General features: G+C 73.7%; 15 protein-coding genes. 12 read left to right on the top strand and 3 right to left on the bottom strand.

What is annotated here, in order from left to right:
* Nucleotides 1–17: 17 nt before the first annotated feature.
* The 8 genes from CRP51_RS16340 to CRP51_RS16300 all read left to right on the top strand — a co-directional run bounded on the left by CRP51_RS16340 (nt 18) and on the right by CRP51_RS16300 (nt 9,913).
* Nucleotides 18–935, top strand: a complete 918-nt coding sequence (locus tag CRP51_RS16340; RefSeq protein ID WP_097231957.1) for a 4-(cytidine 5'-diphospho)-2-C-methyl-D-erythritol kinase — start codon at nt 18–20, stop codon at nt 933–935.
* Complete coding sequence (locus tag CRP51_RS16335) at nt 928–2,799, top strand: ABC-F family ATP-binding cassette domain-containing protein (protein ID WP_097231956.1); 1,872 nt, start codon at nt 928–930, stop codon at nt 2,797–2,799. The genes CRP51_RS16340 and CRP51_RS16335 overlap by 8 nt, the downstream gene beginning before the upstream one ends.
* A gap of 203 nt (nt 2,800–3,002) precedes the next feature.
* Entirely contained in the window at nt 3,003–4,931 is a 1,929-nt protein-coding gene (locus tag CRP51_RS16325; RefSeq protein WP_170970574.1) for a PQQ-binding-like beta-propeller repeat protein, read from the top strand.
* A 94-nt stretch (nt 4,932–5,025) separates the two neighbouring features.
* On the top strand, nt 5,026–5,709 hold the full coding sequence (locus CRP51_RS16320; RefSeq protein ID WP_097231954.1) for a response regulator transcription factor: 684 nt from the start codon (nt 5,026–5,028) through the stop codon (nt 5,707–5,709).
* A 153-nt stretch (nt 5,710–5,862) separates the two neighbouring features.
* Nucleotides 5,863–6,906, top strand: coding sequence for a galactose-1-phosphate uridylyltransferase (gene galT, locus CRP51_RS16315; RefSeq protein WP_097232093.1), 1,044 nt, complete (start codon nt 5,863–5,865; stop codon nt 6,904–6,906).
* Nucleotides 6,903–7,865 carry a UDP-glucose 4-epimerase GalE gene (gene galE, locus CRP51_RS16310; RefSeq protein ID WP_097231953.1) on the top strand — a complete coding sequence of 321 codons (963 nt, stop codon included), beginning with the start codon at nt 6,903–6,905 and terminating at the stop codon, nt 7,863–7,865. Before galT ends, galE begins: the two co-directional genes overlap by 4 nt.
* Nucleotides 7,862–8,998: a galactokinase gene (galK, locus tag CRP51_RS16305; RefSeq protein WP_097231952.1), complete on the top strand. Its 1,137-nt coding sequence runs from the start codon at nt 7,862–7,864 to the stop codon at nt 8,996–8,998. The genes galE and galK overlap by 4 nt, the downstream gene beginning before the upstream one ends.
* 225 nt (nt 8,999–9,223) lie before the next feature.
* The gene (locus tag CRP51_RS16300) at nt 9,224–9,913 is read left to right on the top strand and encodes a helix-turn-helix transcriptional regulator (protein ID WP_097231951.1); all 690 of its coding nucleotides are present in this window, start codon (nt 9,224–9,226) and stop codon (nt 9,911–9,913) included.
* Between the two features lie 383 nt (nt 9,914–10,296).
* Here CRP51_RS16300 and CRP51_RS16295 read toward each other — a convergent pair whose 3' ends face one another.
* Entirely contained in the window at nt 10,297–10,788 is a 492-nt protein-coding gene (locus CRP51_RS16295; RefSeq protein ID WP_097231950.1) for a MarR family winged helix-turn-helix transcriptional regulator, read from the bottom strand.
* Nucleotides 10,789–10,889: 101 nt separating this feature from the next.
* On the opposite strand from CRP51_RS16295, the gene CRP51_RS16290 reads away from it, so the two are divergent.
* From CRP51_RS16290 to CRP51_RS16280, 3 genes are all read left to right on the top strand, one after another.
* Entirely contained in the window at nt 10,890–11,708 is an 819-nt protein-coding gene (locus tag CRP51_RS16290) for a trans-aconitate 2-methyltransferase (RefSeq protein ID WP_097231949.1), read from the top strand.
* On the top strand, nt 11,705–12,094 hold the full coding sequence (locus tag CRP51_RS16285; protein WP_097231948.1) for a VOC family protein: 390 nt from the start codon (nt 11,705–11,707) through the stop codon (nt 12,092–12,094). The genes CRP51_RS16290 and CRP51_RS16285 overlap by 4 nt, the downstream gene beginning before the upstream one ends.
* A gap of 150 nt (nt 12,095–12,244) precedes the next feature.
* Nucleotides 12,245–12,649 carry a rodlin gene (locus CRP51_RS16280; protein ID WP_097231947.1) on the top strand — a complete coding sequence of 135 codons (405 nt, stop codon included), beginning with the start codon at nt 12,245–12,247 and terminating at the stop codon, nt 12,647–12,649.
* Nucleotides 12,650–12,808: 159 nt separating this feature from the next.
* On the opposite strand, the gene CRP51_RS16275 is transcribed toward CRP51_RS16280, so the two are convergent.
* Both CRP51_RS16275 and CRP51_RS16270 read right to left on the bottom strand, forming a co-directional pair.
* Nucleotides 12,809–13,411, bottom strand: coding sequence for a TetR/AcrR family transcriptional regulator (locus CRP51_RS16275; protein WP_245880638.1), 603 nt, complete (start codon nt 13,409–13,411; stop codon nt 12,809–12,811).
* 97 nt (nt 13,412–13,508) lie between these two features.
* Nucleotides 13,509–14,531 (bottom strand): acyl-CoA desaturase, encoded by a 1,023-nt coding sequence (locus CRP51_RS16270; protein ID WP_097231945.1) that lies wholly within the window; start codon nt 14,529–14,531, stop codon nt 13,509–13,511.
* A gap of 339 nt (nt 14,532–14,870) precedes the next feature.
* Here CRP51_RS16270 and ppc point away from each other — a divergent pair, with 339 nt between their 5' ends.
* On the top strand, nt 14,871–17,591 hold the full coding sequence (gene ppc / locus CRP51_RS16265) for a phosphoenolpyruvate carboxylase (protein WP_439333179.1): 2,721 nt from the start codon (nt 14,871–14,873) through the stop codon (nt 17,589–17,591).
* The last annotated feature ends 7 nt before the right edge of the window (nt 17,592–17,598 follow it).

Genomic DNA, 17,598 nt, shown 5'->3' with positions numbered 1-17,598 from the left:
ACGCCCAGGGAACCCTCATGACCGCCGCGCCCTCCGTGACCGTCCGCGTGCCAGCCAAGGTCAACGTCCAGCTGACCGTGGGGCCGCCGCGCGCGGACGGCTACCACGATCTGGCCAACGTCTTTCTCGCCGTCGCCCTGCACGACCTGGTGACCGCCACCGAGGCCGAGGAGCTCTCCGTCGGCTGCGTCGGCCCCGGCAGCGACCAGGTGCCGACGGACGACGGCAACCTGGCGGTACGCGCGGCCAGGCTGCTGGCCGCGCACCACGGTCGCACGCCGCGCGTCCGGCTCGACATCGTCAAGGACATCCCCGTCGCCGGTGGCATGGCCGGCGGCAGCGCCGACGCGGCCGGCGCCCTGCTGGCCTGCGACCGGCTCTGGGGCACCGCCACGCCGCGCGACGAACTGCTGGCGATCTGCGCCGAGTTGGGCTCGGACGTGCCGTTCAGCCTGGTCGGGGGCGCCGCGCTGGGCCGGGGCCGGGGCGAGAAGCTGACCGAGCTGCCGGTGGGCGGCGTCTTCCACTGGGTCTTCGCGCTGGCCGACGGCGGCCTCTCGACGCCCGCCGTCTACCGCGAGTGCGACCGGCTGCGCGGCGCGGCGCACGTGCCGCCGCCGGAGCCGGACCCGGCGCTGCTGGCCGCGTTGGCCGCCGGTGACGCCGCCGCGTTGGCGCCGGCGCTGGCCAACGACCTCCAGCCGGCCGCGCTCGCCCTGCGCCCCGCGCTCGCCGCGACCCTGGCCACCGGCCGGGCGGCGGGCGCGCTCGCCGGGCTGGTCTCGGGGTCGGGGCCCAGCTGCGCGTTTCTGACCGGGAGCGCGGAGGAGGCCGCGGCGGTCGCCGAGGCGCTGGCCGCCTCCGGCCACTGCCGCGCGGCCCGCGCGACGACGGGGCCCGCCGCCGGGGCGACTACCATCGACTCCCATGCCTGAACCGTCTAGGACCGCCCGCTCGGCGTCCTCAAGCAGCACCTCCCGGGGCACCAGGAACCTGGTCAACCTCGAAGCCATCAGCAAGGTCTACGGGACCCGCGCGCTGCTCGACGGCGTCTCCCTCGGGGTCAACGAGGGCGACCGCATCGGCGTCGTGGGGCGCAACGGCGACGGCAAGACCACCCTGATCCGGCTGCTGGCCAGACAGGAGCCGCCGGACGACGGCCGCGTCACGCACTCCGGCGGGCTGCGGCTCGGGGTGCTCACCCAGCACGACTCGCTCGACCCGAAGGCCACCGTGCGCCAGGAGGTGCTCGGCGAGCTGGCCGACCACGAGTGGGCGGGCGACGCCCGGGTCCGCGACGTGCTCACCGGGCTCTTCGGCGGGCTCGACCTGCCGGGCTTCCCGCAGGGGCTGGAGACGGTGATCGGCCCGCTCTCCGGCGGTGAACGGCGGCGGATCGCGCTGGCCAGGCTGCTGATCGCCGAGCAGGACCTGATCGTGCTTGACGAGCCGACCAACCACCTCGACGTGGAGGGCATCTCCTGGCTCGCCGACCATCTCTCGCGCCGGCGTTCGGCGCTGGTGACGGTCACCCACGACCGCTGGTTCCTGGACCGGGTCTGCACCCGGATGTGGGACGTGCAGGGCGGTACGGTCCACGGCTACGAGGGCGGCTACAGCGACTACGTCTTCGCCCGGGCCGAGCGCGAGCGGATCGCGGCGAGCGAGGAGGCCAAGCGGCAGAACCTGGTCCGCAAGGAACTGGCCTGGCTGCGGCGCGGCGCCCCGGCCCGCACCAGCAAGCCGAGGTTCCGCGTGGAGGCGGCCAACGACCTGATCGCGGACGTGCCGCCGCCCCGGGACAGCGCGGAGCTGATGGGCTTCGCCAGCGCGCGGCTCGGCAAGACCGTCTTCGACCTGGAGGACGTCACCGTCCGGGTGGGCGCGGAGGGCGACGGCGGGCGCACCCTGCTGTCCGGGCTGACCTGGCAGTTGGGCCCCGGCGACCGGGTGGGCCTGGTGGGCGTGAACGGCGCGGGCAAGACCTCGCTGCTGCGCGCGCTGGCCGAGACCGCCGTGGGCGCCGAGTCGCCGCTGCTGACCGGGGGCCGGGTCACGGTGGGCAAGACGGTGCGGCTGGCGTATCTCTCCCAGGAGGTCGCCGAGCTCGACCCGGCGCTGCGGGTGTTGCAGGCCGTGGAGAGCGTGCGCTCCCGCGTCGACCTGGGCAAGGGCCGGGAGATGACCGCCTCGCAGCTGTGCGAGCGGTTCGGCTTCGGCAAGGAGAAGCAGTGGACGCCCGTGGGCGACCTCTCCGGCGGCGAGCGGCGCCGGCTCCAGCTGCTGCGGCTGCTGATGGACGAGCCGAACGTGCTCTTCCTCGACGAGCCGACCAACGACCTGGACATCGAGACCCTGACCCAGCTGGAGGACCTGCTGGACGGCTGGCCCGGCACGCTGGTGGTGATCAGCCACGACCGCTTCTTCGTGGAGCGCACCACCGACCGGGTCTGGGCGCTGCTGGGCGACGCCAGTCTGCGGATGCTGCCACGCGGGATCGACGAGTATCTCGAACGCCGGGCGCGACAGCGGGAGTCCGCGCCGGAGCCGGCCCGCGCCTCCGCACCGGCCGCCCCGGCGAAGCCGGCCCAGCTCTCCCGGGCGGCCCAGAAGGAGATCCAGCGGATCGAGCGCCAGCTCGACAAGCTGTCCGGCCAGGAGTCGGCGCTGCACACCGAGATGGCCGAGCACGCGACCGACTTCTCCCGGGTGGCCGAGCTGGACGCGAAGCTGAGGGAAATCTCCCAGGAACGCGACCGTCTGGAAACCCGCTGGCTGGAGTTGGCCGAAGAAGGCTGAAGGGGTTCGTTCGCGTCGCGCAGACGCCTCCTTTTGATTGCGGGCCGGTCACGGGTGTCGCGGAACCGCAACCGCATCGGGGACTGTCGGTGTCCGGTGATAGAAAGAGGAACCGTGCGCGACCGCTCCGTTCGCGGTCTTCTCAGCGCAAGTCGGGCAGGATCGCCCGAAGTCGTACGTAACTGTCCGACCCGGGGGGATCGATGTCTCAACCGCCACCACCGCCGAACCAGCCGCCGGGCCCGCCGGGCGAGCGGCCCGAGCAGCCGCCGGCCGCGCCGGGGGGCTTCGGCCCGCCGGCGACGCCGCCGCCGGGCCCGCCCGGCGCCACCCCGTCCTACGGCACCCCGCCGGCCACCGGGGGCGACCCGGGCACGCCGCCCTCCTCGCCGGCCGTGCCGCCGCAGGGGCAGCCGGGCCAGCCCGGTTACGGCTACCCGCAGACGCCCCCCGCCGGTGGTTACGGCTTCCCGCAGGGCGCGGCGACGCCCCCTCCGCCCGCCGGGTACGGCTTCCCGCCGGGCGGTGCCACGCCGCCGCCCTCGGGGTACGGCTTCCCGCCGGGCGGCCCGGCGAGCCAGCAGCCCACGCTGGGCGGCGGCTTCGCCGCGACCCCGCCCGCGCCCTACGGCGCCCCGCCGACCGCCGGCGGCCAGGCCGGTTTCGGCGCCACCTACGGCGGGCCAGGCGGCGCCGTCCCGCCGCCGGGGTCCCCCGGGGCCGGTGGCGGCAAGCGCCCGCCGGCCTGGATGCTGGTGCTCGGCGTGGTGCTGGTGGTGCTGCTCGCCGGCGGCGGCACGTACTTCTTCGTCTTCGCCGACGACGACAAGGAGACGACGGCCAACCGGGACGCGGGCGGAGACGGCGGGGAAGCCGAGGGCGAGGGGGAGGGTGAGGGCGAGGGCGGCGGGGGATCGCTGCCGAGCGAGCCCATCCAGGCGTCCCTGGCCTGGGAGACCCCGCCGTTGGAGGTCGCCGAGGGCGACAACCTGATCCGCTCCGGCGGTGCGTGGTTCGTGGACGACGCCGTGGTGCGTGTCCTGGGTGACGAGCTGATCTCCTACGACCTCGCCACCGGCCAGGAGAACTGGAAGCTCCCCTTCGAGATGTCCGGCGGCAACTGCAACGCCTCGCCCAACGTCGACGAGAACCGCGTCGCGATCCTCCAGGGCCGCGACTGCGAGGTCGTCTCCGTGGTGGACATCTCCGCCGGCGAGGAGATCGCCAGCATCCCGTTGAACAGCTCGGTCACCCCCGACCGCTACCAGTACCCGGCGATCCTCGGCGACACCGTCGCGGTGAGCTGGGGCATCGGCGGCGGGCTGTACCAGATCTCCACCGGTGAGCAGCTGTTCGTCTCCTCCTCCGAGGGGGGCGGCGAGTGCGTCGAGGTGTCGTACATGGTCGTCGAGCAGGAGTTCGTCTCGCTGGTGGAGTGCGGCTGGCTCGGGGACGAGGGCGGCAGTGTCCGCGCCACCAACGAGGCGGGCGACCCGAGCTGGGAGTGGGAGTTCACCGACTTCGAGGGGCAGGAGATGGACGTGCGTTCCGTCCTCTCGGTCTCCCCGCTGACCCTGGTGGTCCACGTGGGCGACAGCCTGAGCGAGTCCTCGGAGAAGATCGTCGTGATCAACGAGGAGCGCACGGAGATCCAGCACGTCCTCGACTACGACACCGACCGCTACCTCCAGCCCTGCGAGAACCAGGTGTTCCCCTCCTGCGCGCTGGGCGTCGTCCACGAGGACTACCTCTACCTCGCCACCAACGACATGACCGGGGACAACGCGGTGGTCGCGTTCAACCTGTCCACCGGGCTGGCCGAGTACGAGGCCCCGGCGATCAACGGCGGCCAGATCCGCCCGTTCGCCGAGCAGGACGGCAAGATCCTCGCCTACCAGCCCGCCACCTCCGAGTTGGAGGGCATGGTGGTGGCCCTCGACCCGGCGGCGGAGGAGCTGTCGCCGGTGATGGCCCTGGACCGGGCGGCGCTCTCGAAGGAGTACGGGATGATGGGGAGTGGCCTCTTCGCCCACGACAGCCTCCCGATGTGGCACGAGAACACCCTGGTCCTCAACGACCGCGTGGTGTACGAGAGCGAGGAGTCGCCGCCTTCGGTGCTCGCCTATCGATGAGCCGCGCACTGGCGTGGAGGCGCCCGACCGCGCGGGCGCGCGAGGCGCCGGCGCGGTCAGCCCGGGGACCCGGTCGGCCAGGGGAGGGGCGAGGATGACGCTCAGGGTGGTGGTGGTCGACGACCGCAGGCTGGTCGCCGAGGTGCTGGCCTCGGCGCTGCGGGTGCGCGGCCACCGGGTGCTGGGGGCCGCTTCCCCGGCGGCGCGGGCGGTGGAGCTGGTGCCGGCCAAGCAGCCCGAGGTCTGCCTCTTCGGCTGCGCCGACCCCGAGGCGCCCGACGCGCTGGCGCCGGTGGGCCGGCTGGGCCGGGAGTTCCCGCGCTGCGCGGTGGTGGTGCTCGGCCCGGTGCCCAGCCCGCTGGGCGTGGCGGCCGCCTTCGCGGCCGGCGCCCGGGGCTATGTCCGCGAGGACGAGCGGATCGAGGGCGTGGAGCGGGCCCTCGCCCGCGCGAGGGCGGGGGAGGCGGCGGTCGCGCCGCGGTTGCTGCGGGAGGCGTTCGCCGAGCTGCTGGACCCCCGGGACGGCGCGCACGCCGAGGGGGCCCGGCTGGCCGGGCTCCTCACCGAGCGGGAGGCCGACGTGCTGGCCAGGATCGTCGAGGGCGAGGACACCCGCCGGATAGCCGCCGGCCTGGGCGTCGCCCCCAGCACCGCCCGCACCCATGTGCAGCGACTGCTCACCAAGCTCGGCACGGCCTCCCGACTGGAGGCCGCGGCGCTGGCCGTCCGCACCGGCCTGCTCGACCAACTCGCCTCCCGCGCCTCCGAGCGCCCCTGAGGCCGTCTCCTCCCGCGCCCGTACGCCACCCGGCATTGACGCGAAGCTGTGCTCACCTGCATTCTTATGTTGGATTCTGTTGGGGAGTGCGCTGGACTGCGTGGGATGGCGAGGCAAGAGCGGATGCTGCGATGGACCGGGGCGAACGCCGAGGTGCGGAAGACGTCGACTCTTCTGGCCGACGGCCGTGAGCTGATCTACTACGACGCCGTCGGGGGCGCCGACCGTTCGGCCGTCGACCGCCGGCCCCTGCCCAAGACGACGTCCCGCTCGGAGATCCGCCACAACGTGCTGCTCGGCGAGCGCGTCGGCTACGCCGCGCACCGCCAGTCCCGCACCTACCACCCCCCGGCCGACCAGTGCCCGCTCTGCCCCACGGTCGGCGAACGGCTCAGCGAGATACCGGCCGACTCCTACGAGGTGGCGGTCTTCGAGAACCGCTTCCCCTCCTTCGGCGGCGACCAGGGCCGTTGCGAGGTGGTCTGCTTCACCTCCGACCACGGCGCCTCCTTCGCGGACCTCACCGAGGAGCAGGCCGCGCTGGTGCTCAGCGCCTGGACCGACAGGACCGACGAGCTGTCCCGGCTGCCCGGGGTCCGGCAGATCTACTGCTTCGAGAACCGGGGCGCCGAGATCGGCGTCACCCTCGCCCACCCGCACGGCCAGATCTACGGCTACCCGTTCGTCACCCCGTTCACCGAGCGGATGATGAGCGCCGTCGCAGAGCACCGGCGGCGCACCGGCGGCAACCTCTTCGACGAGCAGGTCGCGGCCGAACGCGCCGACGGCAGCCGCGTGGTGCTCCAGACCCCGCACTGGATCGCGTTCGTCCCGCACGCCGCCCGCTGGCCCTACGAGGTCCACCTCTACCCGGCCCGCCGGGTGGCCGACCTGCGCGAGCTGGACGACGCCGAGCGCGCCGAGTTCCCCGGGATCTACCTGGAGCTGCTGCGCCGCTTCGACCGGCTCTTCGGGCCCGACGCCGGGCCGACCCCGTACATCTCCGGTTGGCACCAGGCGCCGTTCGAGGCGCCCGACCGGTCGGACTTCGCGCTTCACCTGGAGATCTTCACGATCAGGCGGAGCGCCGACAAGTTGAAGTTCCTGGCCGGCTCCGAGTCCGGCATGGGAGCGTTCGTCAGCGATGTTCTGCCGGAGGCGGCCGCCGCCCGGCTGCGAGAGGTGGCAAGCGAGTGAGGTATCTGGTCACGGGCGGAGCCGGCTACGTCGGCGGGGTGGTCGCCGCGCACCTGCTGGACGCCGGCCACCGGGTGACGGTGCTGGACGACCTGTCGACGGGCTTTCGCGCGGGCGTGCCCGACGGCGCCGAGTTCGTCGAGGGACGCGTGCAGGACGCCGCGCAGTGGCTGGACGGCTCCTTCGACGGGGTGCTGCACTTCGCCGCCTGCTCACAGGTCGGCGAGTCCGTCGTGGACCCGGAGAAGTACTGGCGCAACAACGTCGGCGGCACCATCGAGCTGCTGTCGGCGATGCGCGCCGCCGGGGTGCGCACCCTGGTCTTCTCCTCGACCGCGGCCGTCTACGGCGAGCCGAGGAACTCCCCCCTCACCGAGGACGCGCCCACCGCGCCCACCAATCCCTACGGCGCCAGCAAGCTCGCCGTCGACCAGATGCTCGCCGGCGAGTGCGTCGCCCACGGGCTGGCCGCCGTCTCGCTGCGCTACTTCAACGTGGCCGGCGCCCACGGCGCACAGGGCGAGCGGCACGACCCGGAGAGCCATCTGATCCCCATCGTGCTCCAGGTCGCCCAGGGCCGCCGCGCGGCGATCTCCGTCTACGGCACCGACTACCCGACGGCGGACGGCACCTGCGTCCGCGACTACATCCACGTCGACGACCTGGCCGAGGCCCACCTGCTGGCGCTCGGCGCCGCCGTCCCCGGCGAGCACCTGGTCTGCAACCTCGGCAACGGCAACGGCTTCTCCGTGCGCGAGGTCGTCGAGGCCGCCCGCGCCGTCACCGGCCACCCGATCCCCGAGGTCGAGGCCGGCCGCAGGGCCGGCGACCCCGCCGTGCTGGTCGCCTCGGCCGACCGCGCCAGGGAACGCCTCGGCTGGCGTCCCAGCCGCCCGGAGCTGGCCGGAATCATCGCCGACGCCTGGGCGTTCGCCCAGCGAGAGGAGACGGGCGCATGACGGATCACCAGCGGGAGTTCGGCGTCGCCCCGGACGGCGCCTGGAGCGCCCCAGGCCGGGTCAACCTGATCGGCGAGCACACCGACTACAACGAGGGCTTCGTGCTGCCGCTGGCCCTGCCGCACTCGGCGGTCGCCACGGTCACCGCACGCGACGACCGCACGCTGCGGCTGCGTTCCAGGGACGTGGGCGACCGCGTCGTGGAGCTGAGCCTGGACCGGCTGCTCCCCGGCGAGGTGCCCGGCTGGGCCGCCTATCCGGCGGGCGTCGCCTGGGCGTTGGAGCGCGCCGGCCACCGGCTGCGCGGCGCCGACGTGTTCATCGCCTCCGAGGTGCCGACCGGCGCCGGGCTCTCCTCGTCCGCCGCGCTTGAGGTGGTCACCGCCCTCGCCTTCAGCGACCTGAACGGGCTGGGGCTGACGGCCCCCGAGCTGGCGCGGATCGGACAGCTCGCGGAGAACGACTTCGTCGGGATGCCCTGCGGCATCCTCGACCAGATGGCGTCGGCGAGCTGCGCCGAGGGCCACGTGCTCCACCTGGACACCCGCGACCTCGGCGGCCGGCAGGTGCCGTTCGACATGGCGGCCGAGGGGCTGCGGCTGCTGGTCGTGGACACCCGGGTCAAGCACGCGCACGCCGACGGCGCCTACGGCAGGCGGCGCGCGGAGTGCGAGGCGGGCGCGGCGGCGCTGGGCGTCCCGTTCCTGCGCGACGTGCCGTTCGACGGCCTGGCCGCGGCGCTGGCGCGGATCGACGACGAGGCGGTGCGCCGCCGGGTGCGGCACGTGGTCACCGAGGACCGCAGGGTGGCCCGGGTCGTGGCGCTGCTGGACGCCGGACGCGCCCGGGAGATCGGGCCGCTGCTGACGGAGGGCCACGCCTCGCTCCGGGACGACTTCGAGGTCTCCTGCCCCGAGTTGGACCTGGCCGTGGACACCGCCAACGCGGCCGGCGCGCTCGGCTCCCGGATGACCGGCGGCGGCTTCGGCGGCTCCGCCATCGCGCTGGTGCCGGAGGAGTCCGTCGCGGCGGTCGGCAAGGCGGTCACCGACGCCTTCGCCGGCGCCGGCCTCGCCGCCCCCCGGATCTTCGAGGCCGTCCCCGCGCCGGGCGCCCGCCGACTGCCGGTGTGACGGCGCCGACAGCACCGGTTCGGCGAAACGCCTTCCGCCGGGAGGCACCGGCCGTAGGCTGAGTCCAGCACCGGTGGGGGCCGGTGTGTTCAGGGGGCGAGACGGTGGGCGCGGCGCCGAGTCCGACGAGGGGCCCCGCGGCGGCGGCCGTGGGGCGCCACACCTGGCGGACCGTGGTGTCGTGCCCGCCGAGCCGCCCCTTCGACTCGACCCCAGGGGCTTTCGGTGGACCGCATTCGCGTGCTGGTGGTGGACGAACACCGGATCTTCGCCGAGTCGCTGGCCACCGCACTCGCGGCCGAGGCGGACGTGGAGGCCGTGGCGCTCGGCGGGGTGCCGGCGGCCAGAGCGCTGTTGGAACGGACCCGGGCCGGCGGCGGGCGGCCGTTCGGCGTGCTGCTGTTGGACGCGGGGCTGGAGGGCGCCCTGGAGTCGACGGCCGAGGGGCCGGCGCTGCTGGCCTGGGTCGCGGAGGCGCTGCCGGCCCTTCGGACTGTCATGCTCGCGGCATCCGACGACCCCGTGGCCGCGGCGCGCGCGCTCTCGGCCGACGCCAGGGGGTGGGTGGCCAAGGACAGCTCGCTGGCCCGGTTGCTGCGGGTCGTCAGGGGCGTGCTGCACGGCGAGACCCATCTGCCGCCCGCGCTGCTCACCGGCGTGCTCCGCGAACTCCAGGCGGACCGCAGGCACCGGGGCGAACGGGAGCGGCTGGTCGAGTCGCTGACGCCGCGCGAGCTGGAGGTGCTGCGCTGCATGTTGGCCGGCCTCGGCCGCAAGGCGGTGGCCGAACGGCTCTACCTCTCGCCGCACACGGTCCGCACCCACATGCAGAACGTCCTCGGCAAGCTGGGCGTCCACTCGACGCTGGCCGCCGTCGCGTTGGCCCGCCGGGCCGGGATTCCCCCGGCGGAATGACCCGGCCTTGCCGGCCGGGGGCGTTGTCGTCCAGGGCGCGCCCCGGCGTCGGGTCGCTCGCGCAGTTTCCCGCGTCCCTTGGTGGGGTTGGCGTTCGCGGTCAGGTGCCGGCAGGTGCCCCGTGAGGGGCGCGGGGAACTGCGCGGTGCATCGGTGGCGGGCTGCGGGCGACTGCGGTTCTGGCCGGCTGGGTGGGTGGTCGTCCTCGCCCCGGCGTCGGGTCGCTCGCGCAGTTCCCCGCGCCCCTTGGTGGGGCTGGCGTTCGCGGTCAGGTACGGGTGGGGCCCCCTGGGTGGGGTTGGCGTTCGCGGTCAGGTGCCGGTGGCGACCACGGTGGTCACCACCGGCCAGGTGGGTGGGCGGGCGCACCCCGGCGTGGGGTGTCAGAAATTGTCGAACGGCGCCGTCAGGGCCCGCAGCAGGGCCGCCAGCTCGCGCCGTTGCCCGTCCGTGAGGTCGGCCAGGATCGCGCGTTCCTGCGCGAGCAGACCGGCCAGCGCGCTGTCGGCGCGGTCGCGTCCGGTCTCCGTCAGCCGGACGAGGACGCCACGCCGGTCCAGCGGGTCCGGCTGCCGTTCGACCAGCCCCTTCTTCGCGAGTCTGTCGATGCGGTTGGTCATGGTGCCCGAGGTGACCAGGGTCTGGGTGAGCAGCTGTCCGGGGGAGAGCTGGTAGGGCGCGCCGGCGCGGCGCAGCGCGGTCAGGACGTCGAACTCCCACGGCTCCAGCTGGTGCTCGGCGAACGCCTGCCGTCGGGCCCGGTCCAGGTGACGGGCCAGCCTGCTCACCCGGCTGAGCACCTCAAGCGGCTCGACGTCCAGGTCGGGCCGCTCCCGCCGCCAGGCAGCGACCAGCCGGTCTACCTCGTCCTCCATGGGCACATTCTAGGTGTTGTGTCGACATGAAGTCTCACGTCGTCGAGTTTCACGTCGTGAAGCTTCTTGACATCAAGATACTTCGGGTTCAGGATCGTCCCATGACCACCAAGGCCGACGCCCCTGGCCCGCGCTGGGACCCGGCGCAGTACCAGCGGCACAGCGCGGACCGCACCCGCGCCCTGACCGAACTCGTCGCCCGCGTCCCCCCGTTGCCGGCGGCGCCCCGGATCGCCGACCTGGGGTGCGGGCCGGGCGCACCCACCCTGACGCTCTTCGCACGCTGGCCGGACGCGCGGGTCACCGGCTATGACAACTCGCCCGAGATGCTCGCCGCCGCCCGGCGGGTCGCCGCCCCCGCCGGCGGCTCCCTCGACTTCGTCGAGGCCGACCTCGCCGGCTGGCTCCCCGCGGAGCCGCCGGACCTGATCGTCTCCAACGCCGCCCTCCAGTGGCTGCCCGGCCACTGGCGCCACCTGGCCGGGTGGGTCGAGGCGCTGGCGCCCGGCGGGGCCATCGCGCTCCAGGTCCCGGGGAACTTCGCGGCCCCCAGCCACGCGCTGCTCCACGAGATCGCCGGGCGCCCCCGCTGGCGCGAACGGCTGGCCGGGGTGCTGCGCACCGGCTCGCCGGTGCTCGACCCCGCGCGCTACCTGGAGGAGCTGGCCCCGCTCTGCGCCGAGGTGGACGTCTGGGAGACCACCTACCTGCACCGGCTGACCGGCGAGGACCCCGTGCTGGACTGGGTGCGCGGCAGCGCGCTCCGCCCGGTGATCACCGCGCTCGACGACGAGCCGGACGAGCTGGCCGCGTTCGTCGAGACCTACCGGGACGCGCTGCGCGCCGCCTACCCGCCGGGCCCGCACGGCACGGTGCTGCCGTTCCGCCGGATCTTCGCCGTCGGCAGGAGGAAGCCGTGATCGTCGGGCCACACCACGTGCAACTGGCCGTCCCCGCCGGCAGCGAGCCGGAGCTGCGGGCCTTCTACGGCGGGGTGCTGGGCATGACCGAGCTGCCGAAGCCGCCCGCGCTGGCGGCCAGGGGCGGCTGCTGGTTCCGGGCCGGCGCCTTCGAGCTGCACCTGGGTGTCGAGGAGGGCTTCCGGCCGGCGGCCAAGGCCCACCCCGGGGTGCTGGTGAGCGACCTGGACGCGCTGGCCGCGCGGCTGGGCGCCGCCGGCGTCGCGCTGCGCCGGGACGAGGCGCTGCCGGGGTACCGCAGGTTCCACACCCACGACCCGGTGGGGAACCGCCTGGAGTTCCTCCAGCCGCTCCCCGCCGAGGGCGCGAACGAGGGGGGCGGGTAGCCCTCCGCGCGCCCCTTCGAGTGCGCCAACGAGCCCCCACCAGGCATCAAATTGCGCGATTCGGGTGAACGGAGGCAACGGAATCCACCCTGCGGCGTTGTTCAGGGCGCTCCGGAAACAGGGCATCCCAGAACTCGGAAGGACAAGCTAGTGATCAAGAAGTCGCTTGCCACGGTCGCGGTGGCGGCCTCCGCCGTCGGTATGGCCGGCATCGCCGCCACCCCCGCCATGGCCGCCGAAGAGTCCGAGCTGACCACGATCAACGGCAACGGCGCCTCGGACAAGATCGGCAACACCACCACCGGTGGCTACATGAGCCCCAACATGTCGCTGGTGAACAGCTCGCTGAACGACGTGTGCCTCCCGGTCGCGGACCTGACCAAGACCAACGTGGGCTCCGTGGTCGGCCTCGTCCCGATCACTGTGCAGGACCTGCTCACCAGCACCAACTCGCAGACCTGCGCGGAGAACTCCACCCAGGTCGACGGCGACGACCCGCTGGCGAACCTGCTGTCGGACATCCCGATCCTCTCCCGGAACGGCATCAACGACTGAGGTCTCCCCTCACGCGGCGTCGGCCGGGGCAGGTTCTCCCGGCGCCACTCCCTCCACGGCCCTCCGTTCCGGACCCCAGACAGTCCGGGCGGGGGGCCGCGGCCCGTCTCCCTCGCCGGGCCGGCGGCGCGGCGCGGCGTGCGTACCGGGGAGCGTCGTTCAGTCCCGGCGCCGGCCCACCAGCTTCGGGTTCTGTTCGAGGCCCTGGAGGCCGTGCCAGGCCAGGTTCACCAGGTGCGCGGCGACCTCGGCCTTCTTGGGCTTGCGGACGTTCAGCCACCACTGGCCGGTCAGCGCCACCATGCCGACCAGCGCCTGCGCGTACATCGGCGCCAGCTTCGCGTCGTATCCGCGGCTCTTGAACTCGTGCCCCAGGATGTCCTCGACCTGTGTCGCGATGTCCCCGATCAACGAGGCGAAGGTGCCCGTCGACTGCGCCACCGGCGAGTCGCGCACCAGGATGTGGAAGCCGTCCGTGTAGCGCTCGATGTAGTCGAGCAGCGCGAACGCCGCCTGCTCCAGCAGCTCCCTCGGGTGCCCCGCCGTCAGCGCGCCCGTCACCATCGACAGCAGCCGGCTCATCTCCCGGTCCACCACGACGGCGTAGAGCCCTTCCTTCCCCCCGAAGTGCTCGTAGACCACCGGCTTGGAGACCCCCGCCTTGGCGGCGATCTCCTCCACCGACGTGCCCTCGAAGCCGCGCGCGGCGAAGAGGGTGCGACCGATGTCCAGCAGCTGCTCGCGGCGTTCGGTGCCGGTCATGCGTCTGCGGGCCCGCCGGGTCGCCCGGACGGGGCGCTCCTTGCTCTTGGCCTTGCCGACGCTGTCGCTGCTGCTGTCTTCGGTCGCCACGCCCCCATCATGCCGTCTCGGCCGCCGCGCCCTCCCGCCGGTCTTCCTCCCGGCCCGCGCCGGGGCCGGCGACCCGCCGGGCGTCCAGCCGGGACGCCTTCGGCCAGCGCACGTCGTACACCCAGCCCGCACGCTCCATCCAGCGGATCAGCCGCGCGCTGGAGTCCAGCTGCCAACGGTCCACGCCGTGCCGGGCGGAGGTCGGGTCGGCGTGGTGCAGGTTGTGCCACGACTCACCGCAGGAGAGCACCGCGAGCCACCACACGTTCCCCGAGCGGTCGCGGGAGCGGAACGGGCGCTTGCCGGTCGCGTGGCAGATCGAGTTGATCGACCAGGTCACGTGGTGCAGCAGCGCCACGCGCACCAGCGAACCCCAGAAGAACGCGGTCAGCGCGCCCTGCCACGACCAGGTCACCAGCCCGCCGACCAGCGGCGGCGCCGCCAGCGAGACGGTGGTCCACAGCACGAACTGGCGCGAGATCCGGCGCATCGCGGGGTCGTTGATCAGGTCGGGCGCGTAGCGGTGCTGGTTGGTCTGCTCGGTGTCGAACATCCAGCCGACGTGCGCCCACCACAGGCCCTTCAGCAGCGCCGGCACCGACTCGCCGTACCGCCAGGGCGAGTGCGGGTCGCCCTCCGCGTCGGAGTGCCGGTGGTGCTTGCGGTGGTCGGCGACCCAGCGCACCAGCGGCCCCTCGACGGCCATCGAGCCGGCGATCGCCAACGCGACCCGCACCGGCCGCCGCGCCTTGAACGCGCCGTGCGTGAAGTGCCGGTGGAAGCCGACGGTGATCCCGTGGCAGCCGAGGAAGTAGAAGAGGACCAGCAGCGTCAGGTCCAGCCAGCTCACCCCCCAGCCCCAGGCCAGCGGCACGGCCGCCAGCAGGGCGAGGAACGGCACCACGATGAAGAGGAGCAGCGCCAACTGTTCGACGGTGCGGCGCTCTTCACCGCCGAGAGTGGCCGAGGGCGGCGGGGGAGCGGCCTCCTCGGCCGGCGTGGCGCGCGCCAGATCGGGAGAAGTGGTCATGGATGGCTACCTCGTGGGGAGGAGGGGGATGGGGAGTGAGCGGAGGGCCCCTCGCCGTGGCGGAACGGGCCCCGGCCACCTACGGAGCCGTAACCTACGCCTACGTAACTATCGCAGTTCAACCCGTGCGACAAGGGCCGCGTTGGGGAAGTCACCCGGAGGTGAGAGGCCCGTCAGAGGGGCTCACTACCATGGGACGGTCGGACAGCGCGGTCCGTATGTGCCAAGACCTGCCAGACGAGTCAGCTGCGAGGAGCCGCACCCGTGAGCAGTCCCGACAGCCCGAGCCGCCAGCCGAAGTCACCGGCCGCTGGCCCCATCGACATCCAGGACCCCGACGTGGCCCCGGAAAGCAGTAGCGCCCTCCGCGCCGACATCCGCCGACTGGGCGACCTGCTGGGCGAGACCCTGGTGCGGCAGGACGGCCCGGAGCTCCTCGAACTCGTCGAGCGCGTCCGGGCGCTCACCAGGAGCGACGGCGAGGCGGCGGCCGAGCTGCTCGGCTCGACCGACCTGGCGACCGCGGCGAAGCTGGTGCGCGCGTTCTCCATCTACTTCCACCTGGCCAACGTCACCGAGCAGGTGCATCGCGGGCAGGAGCTGCGCGAGCGCCGCGCGGCCGAGGGCGGCCTGCTGACCCGCACCGCCGACATGCTGAAGGACGCCGACCCGGAGCACCTGCGGGCCACCGTCGCCGCGCTCGGTGTGCGGCCGGTCTTCACCGCCCACCCGACGGAGGCCGCGCGCCGCTCGGTGCTCACCAAGCTCCGCAAGATCGCCGAGCTGCTGGACCGCCCCGCCACCGAGGACGGCGGCGACCGGCGCCGCACCGACCTGCGGCTGGCCGAGTCCATCGACCTGATCTGGCAGACCGACGAGCTGCGCGTGACCCGCCCCGAGCCCACGGACGAGGCGCGCAACGCGGTCTACTACCTGGACGAGCTGCACGCCGGCGCCGTCGGCGACGTGCTGGAGGACCTCTCCGTCGAGCTGGACCGCGCCGGCGCCGAACTGCCCACGGACGCCCGTCCTTTGACCTTCGGCACCTGGATCGGCGGCGACCGCGACGGCAACCCGAACGTGACGCCGGACGTCACCTGGGACGTGCTGCTGCTCCAGCACGAGCACGGCATCGAGTCCGCGCTGACCCACATCGACGAGCTGCGCAGCGCGCTCTCCAACTCCATCCGCAACTCGGGCGCCAGCCGGGAGCTGCTGGACTCCCTCGCCCGCGACCTGGAGCTGCTGCCGGAGATCACCCCGCGCTACAAGCGGCTCAACGCCGAGGAGCCCTACCGGCTGAAGGTCACCTGCATCCGGCAGAAGCTCCTCAACACCCGCCAGCGGCTCGCCGCCGACGCCCCGCACTCCCCGGGCCGCGACTACCTGGGCACCGGCGGGCTCCTGGCCGACCTCGCCGTCGTGCGGGACTCGCTGCGCGCCCACCGGGGCGAGCTGATCGCCGGCGGCCGGGTCGAGCGGCTGATGCGGACCATCGCCGCGTTCGGGCTCCAGCTGGCCACCATGGACGTGCGCGAGCACGCCGACGCGCACCACTACGCGCTGGGGCAGCTCTTCGACCGGCTCGGCGAGGAGTCCTGGCGGTACGCGGACATGCCGCGCGAGTACCGGGCCAAGCTGCTGGCGCGCGAGCTGCGCTCGCGCCGCCCGCTGGCCCCGACGCCCGCGCCGCTGGACGCCGCGGGCGCCAGGACGCTGGGGGTCTTCGGCACGATCCGGCGGGCGCTGGACAGCTTCGGCCCCGAGGTGATCGAGTCGTACATCATCTCCATGTGCCAGGGCGCGGACGACGTGTTCGCCGCGACCGTGCTGGCCAGGGAGGCCGGCCTGATCGACCTGCACGCCGGCTGGGCCCGCATCGGCATCGTGCCGCTGCTGGAGACCACCGACGAACTGCGCATCGCCGACGAGCTGTTGGACACGATGCTGGCCGACCCCTCCTACCGGCGGCTGGTGTCGCTCCGGGACGACGTGCAGGAGGTCATGCTCGGCTACAGCGACTCCTCCAAGTTCGGCGGCATCACCACCTCCCAGTGGGAGATCCACCGCGCCCAGCGCCGGCTGCGCGACGTGGCGCACCGGCACGGGGTGCGGCTGCGGCTCTTCCACGGCCGCGGCGGCACCGTCGGCCGGGGCGGCGGTCCCACGCACGACGCGATCCTGGCCCAGCCCTGGGGCACGCTGGAGGGCGAGATCAAGGTCACCGAGCAGGGCGAGGTGATCTCGGACAAGTACCTGGTGCCGTCCCTGGCCAGGGAGAACCTGGAGCTGACGGTCTCCGCCACCCTCCAGGCGTCGGCGCTGCACACCTCCCCCCGGCAGTCGAGCCAGGCGCTGGCGCGCTGGGACGCGGCGATGGACACGGTCTCCGAGGCCGCGCACGCCGCCTACCGCGACCTCGTCGAGGACCCGGACCTGCCGGCGTACTTCTTCGCCGCCACCCCCGTCGACCAGCTGGCCGAACTGCACCTGGGCTCCCGCCCCTCCCGCCGCCCCGACACCGGCGCCGGCCTGGACGGACTGCGGGCCATCCCCTGGGTCTTCGGCTGGACGCAGTCCCGGCAGATCGTGCCCGGCTGGTTCGGCGTGGGCTCCGGGCTGCGGGCGGCGCGCGAGGCCGGCCTCGACGAGGTGCTGGCCGAGTCGTACGAGCACTGGCACTTCTTCCGCAACTTCCTCTCCAACGTCGAGATGACGCTGGCCAAGACGGACCTGCGGATCGCCAGGCACTACGTCGAGACGCTGGTCCCCGACGAGCTGCGGCACGTCTTCGACACGATCACGGAGGAGCACGAGCGGACCGTCGCCGAGGTGCTGCGGGTGACGGGGGAGAGCGAGCTGCTGGAGGCCAACCCGGCGCTCCAGCGGACGCTGCGGATCAGGGACGCCTATCTGGACCCGATCTCCTACCTTCAGGTGACCCTGCTGGACCGCCAGCGGGCGGCGGCCAAGCGGGGCGAGGAGCCGGACCAGCTGTTGTCGCGTGCGCTGCTGCTGACGGTCAACGGGGTGGCGGCCGGTCTTCGCAACACGGGCTGACGTCTCA

Source organism: Streptomyces zhaozhouensis, assembly GCF_900230195.1.
Taxonomy (GTDB): Bacteria; Actinomycetota; Actinomycetes; order Streptomycetales; family Streptomycetaceae; genus Streptomyces; species Streptomyces zhaozhouensis.
Note: the sequence above shows the minus strand (reverse complement) of the source record. Positions and strands in the feature narration are given on the sequence as shown.

Coding starts and splice junctions, on each gene's coding strand:
- CRP51_RS16340 (WP_097231957.1), top strand. CDS start 18: ATGACCGCCGCGCCCTCCGTGACCGTCCGCGTGCCAGCCAAGGTCAAC.
- CRP51_RS16320 (WP_097231954.1), top strand. CDS start 5,026: ATGACGCTCAGGGTGGTGGTGGTCGACGACCGCAGGCTGGTCGCCGAG.
- CRP51_RS16290 (WP_097231949.1), top strand. CDS start 10,890: ATGACCACCAAGGCCGACGCCCCTGGCCCGCGCTGGGACCCGGCGCAG.
- CRP51_RS16270 (WP_097231945.1), bottom strand. CDS start 14,531: ATGACCACTTCTCCCGATCTGGCGCGCGCCACGCCGGCCGAGGAGGCC.
- galK (WP_097231952.1), top strand. CDS start 7,862: ATGACGGATCACCAGCGGGAGTTCGGCGTCGCCCCGGACGGCGCCTGG.
- CRP51_RS16295 (WP_097231950.1), bottom strand. CDS start 10,788: ATGGAGGACGAGGTAGACCGGCTGGTCGCTGCCTGGCGGCGGGAGCGG.
- CRP51_RS16275 (WP_245880638.1), bottom strand. CDS start 13,411: ATGACCGGCACCGAACGCCGCGAGCAGCTGCTGGACATCGGTCGCACC.
- CRP51_RS16335 (WP_097231956.1), top strand. CDS start 928: ATGCCTGAACCGTCTAGGACCGCCCGCTCGGCGTCCTCAAGCAGCACC.
- CRP51_RS16325 (WP_170970574.1), top strand. CDS start 3,003: ATGTCTCAACCGCCACCACCGCCGAACCAGCCGCCGGGCCCGCCGGGC.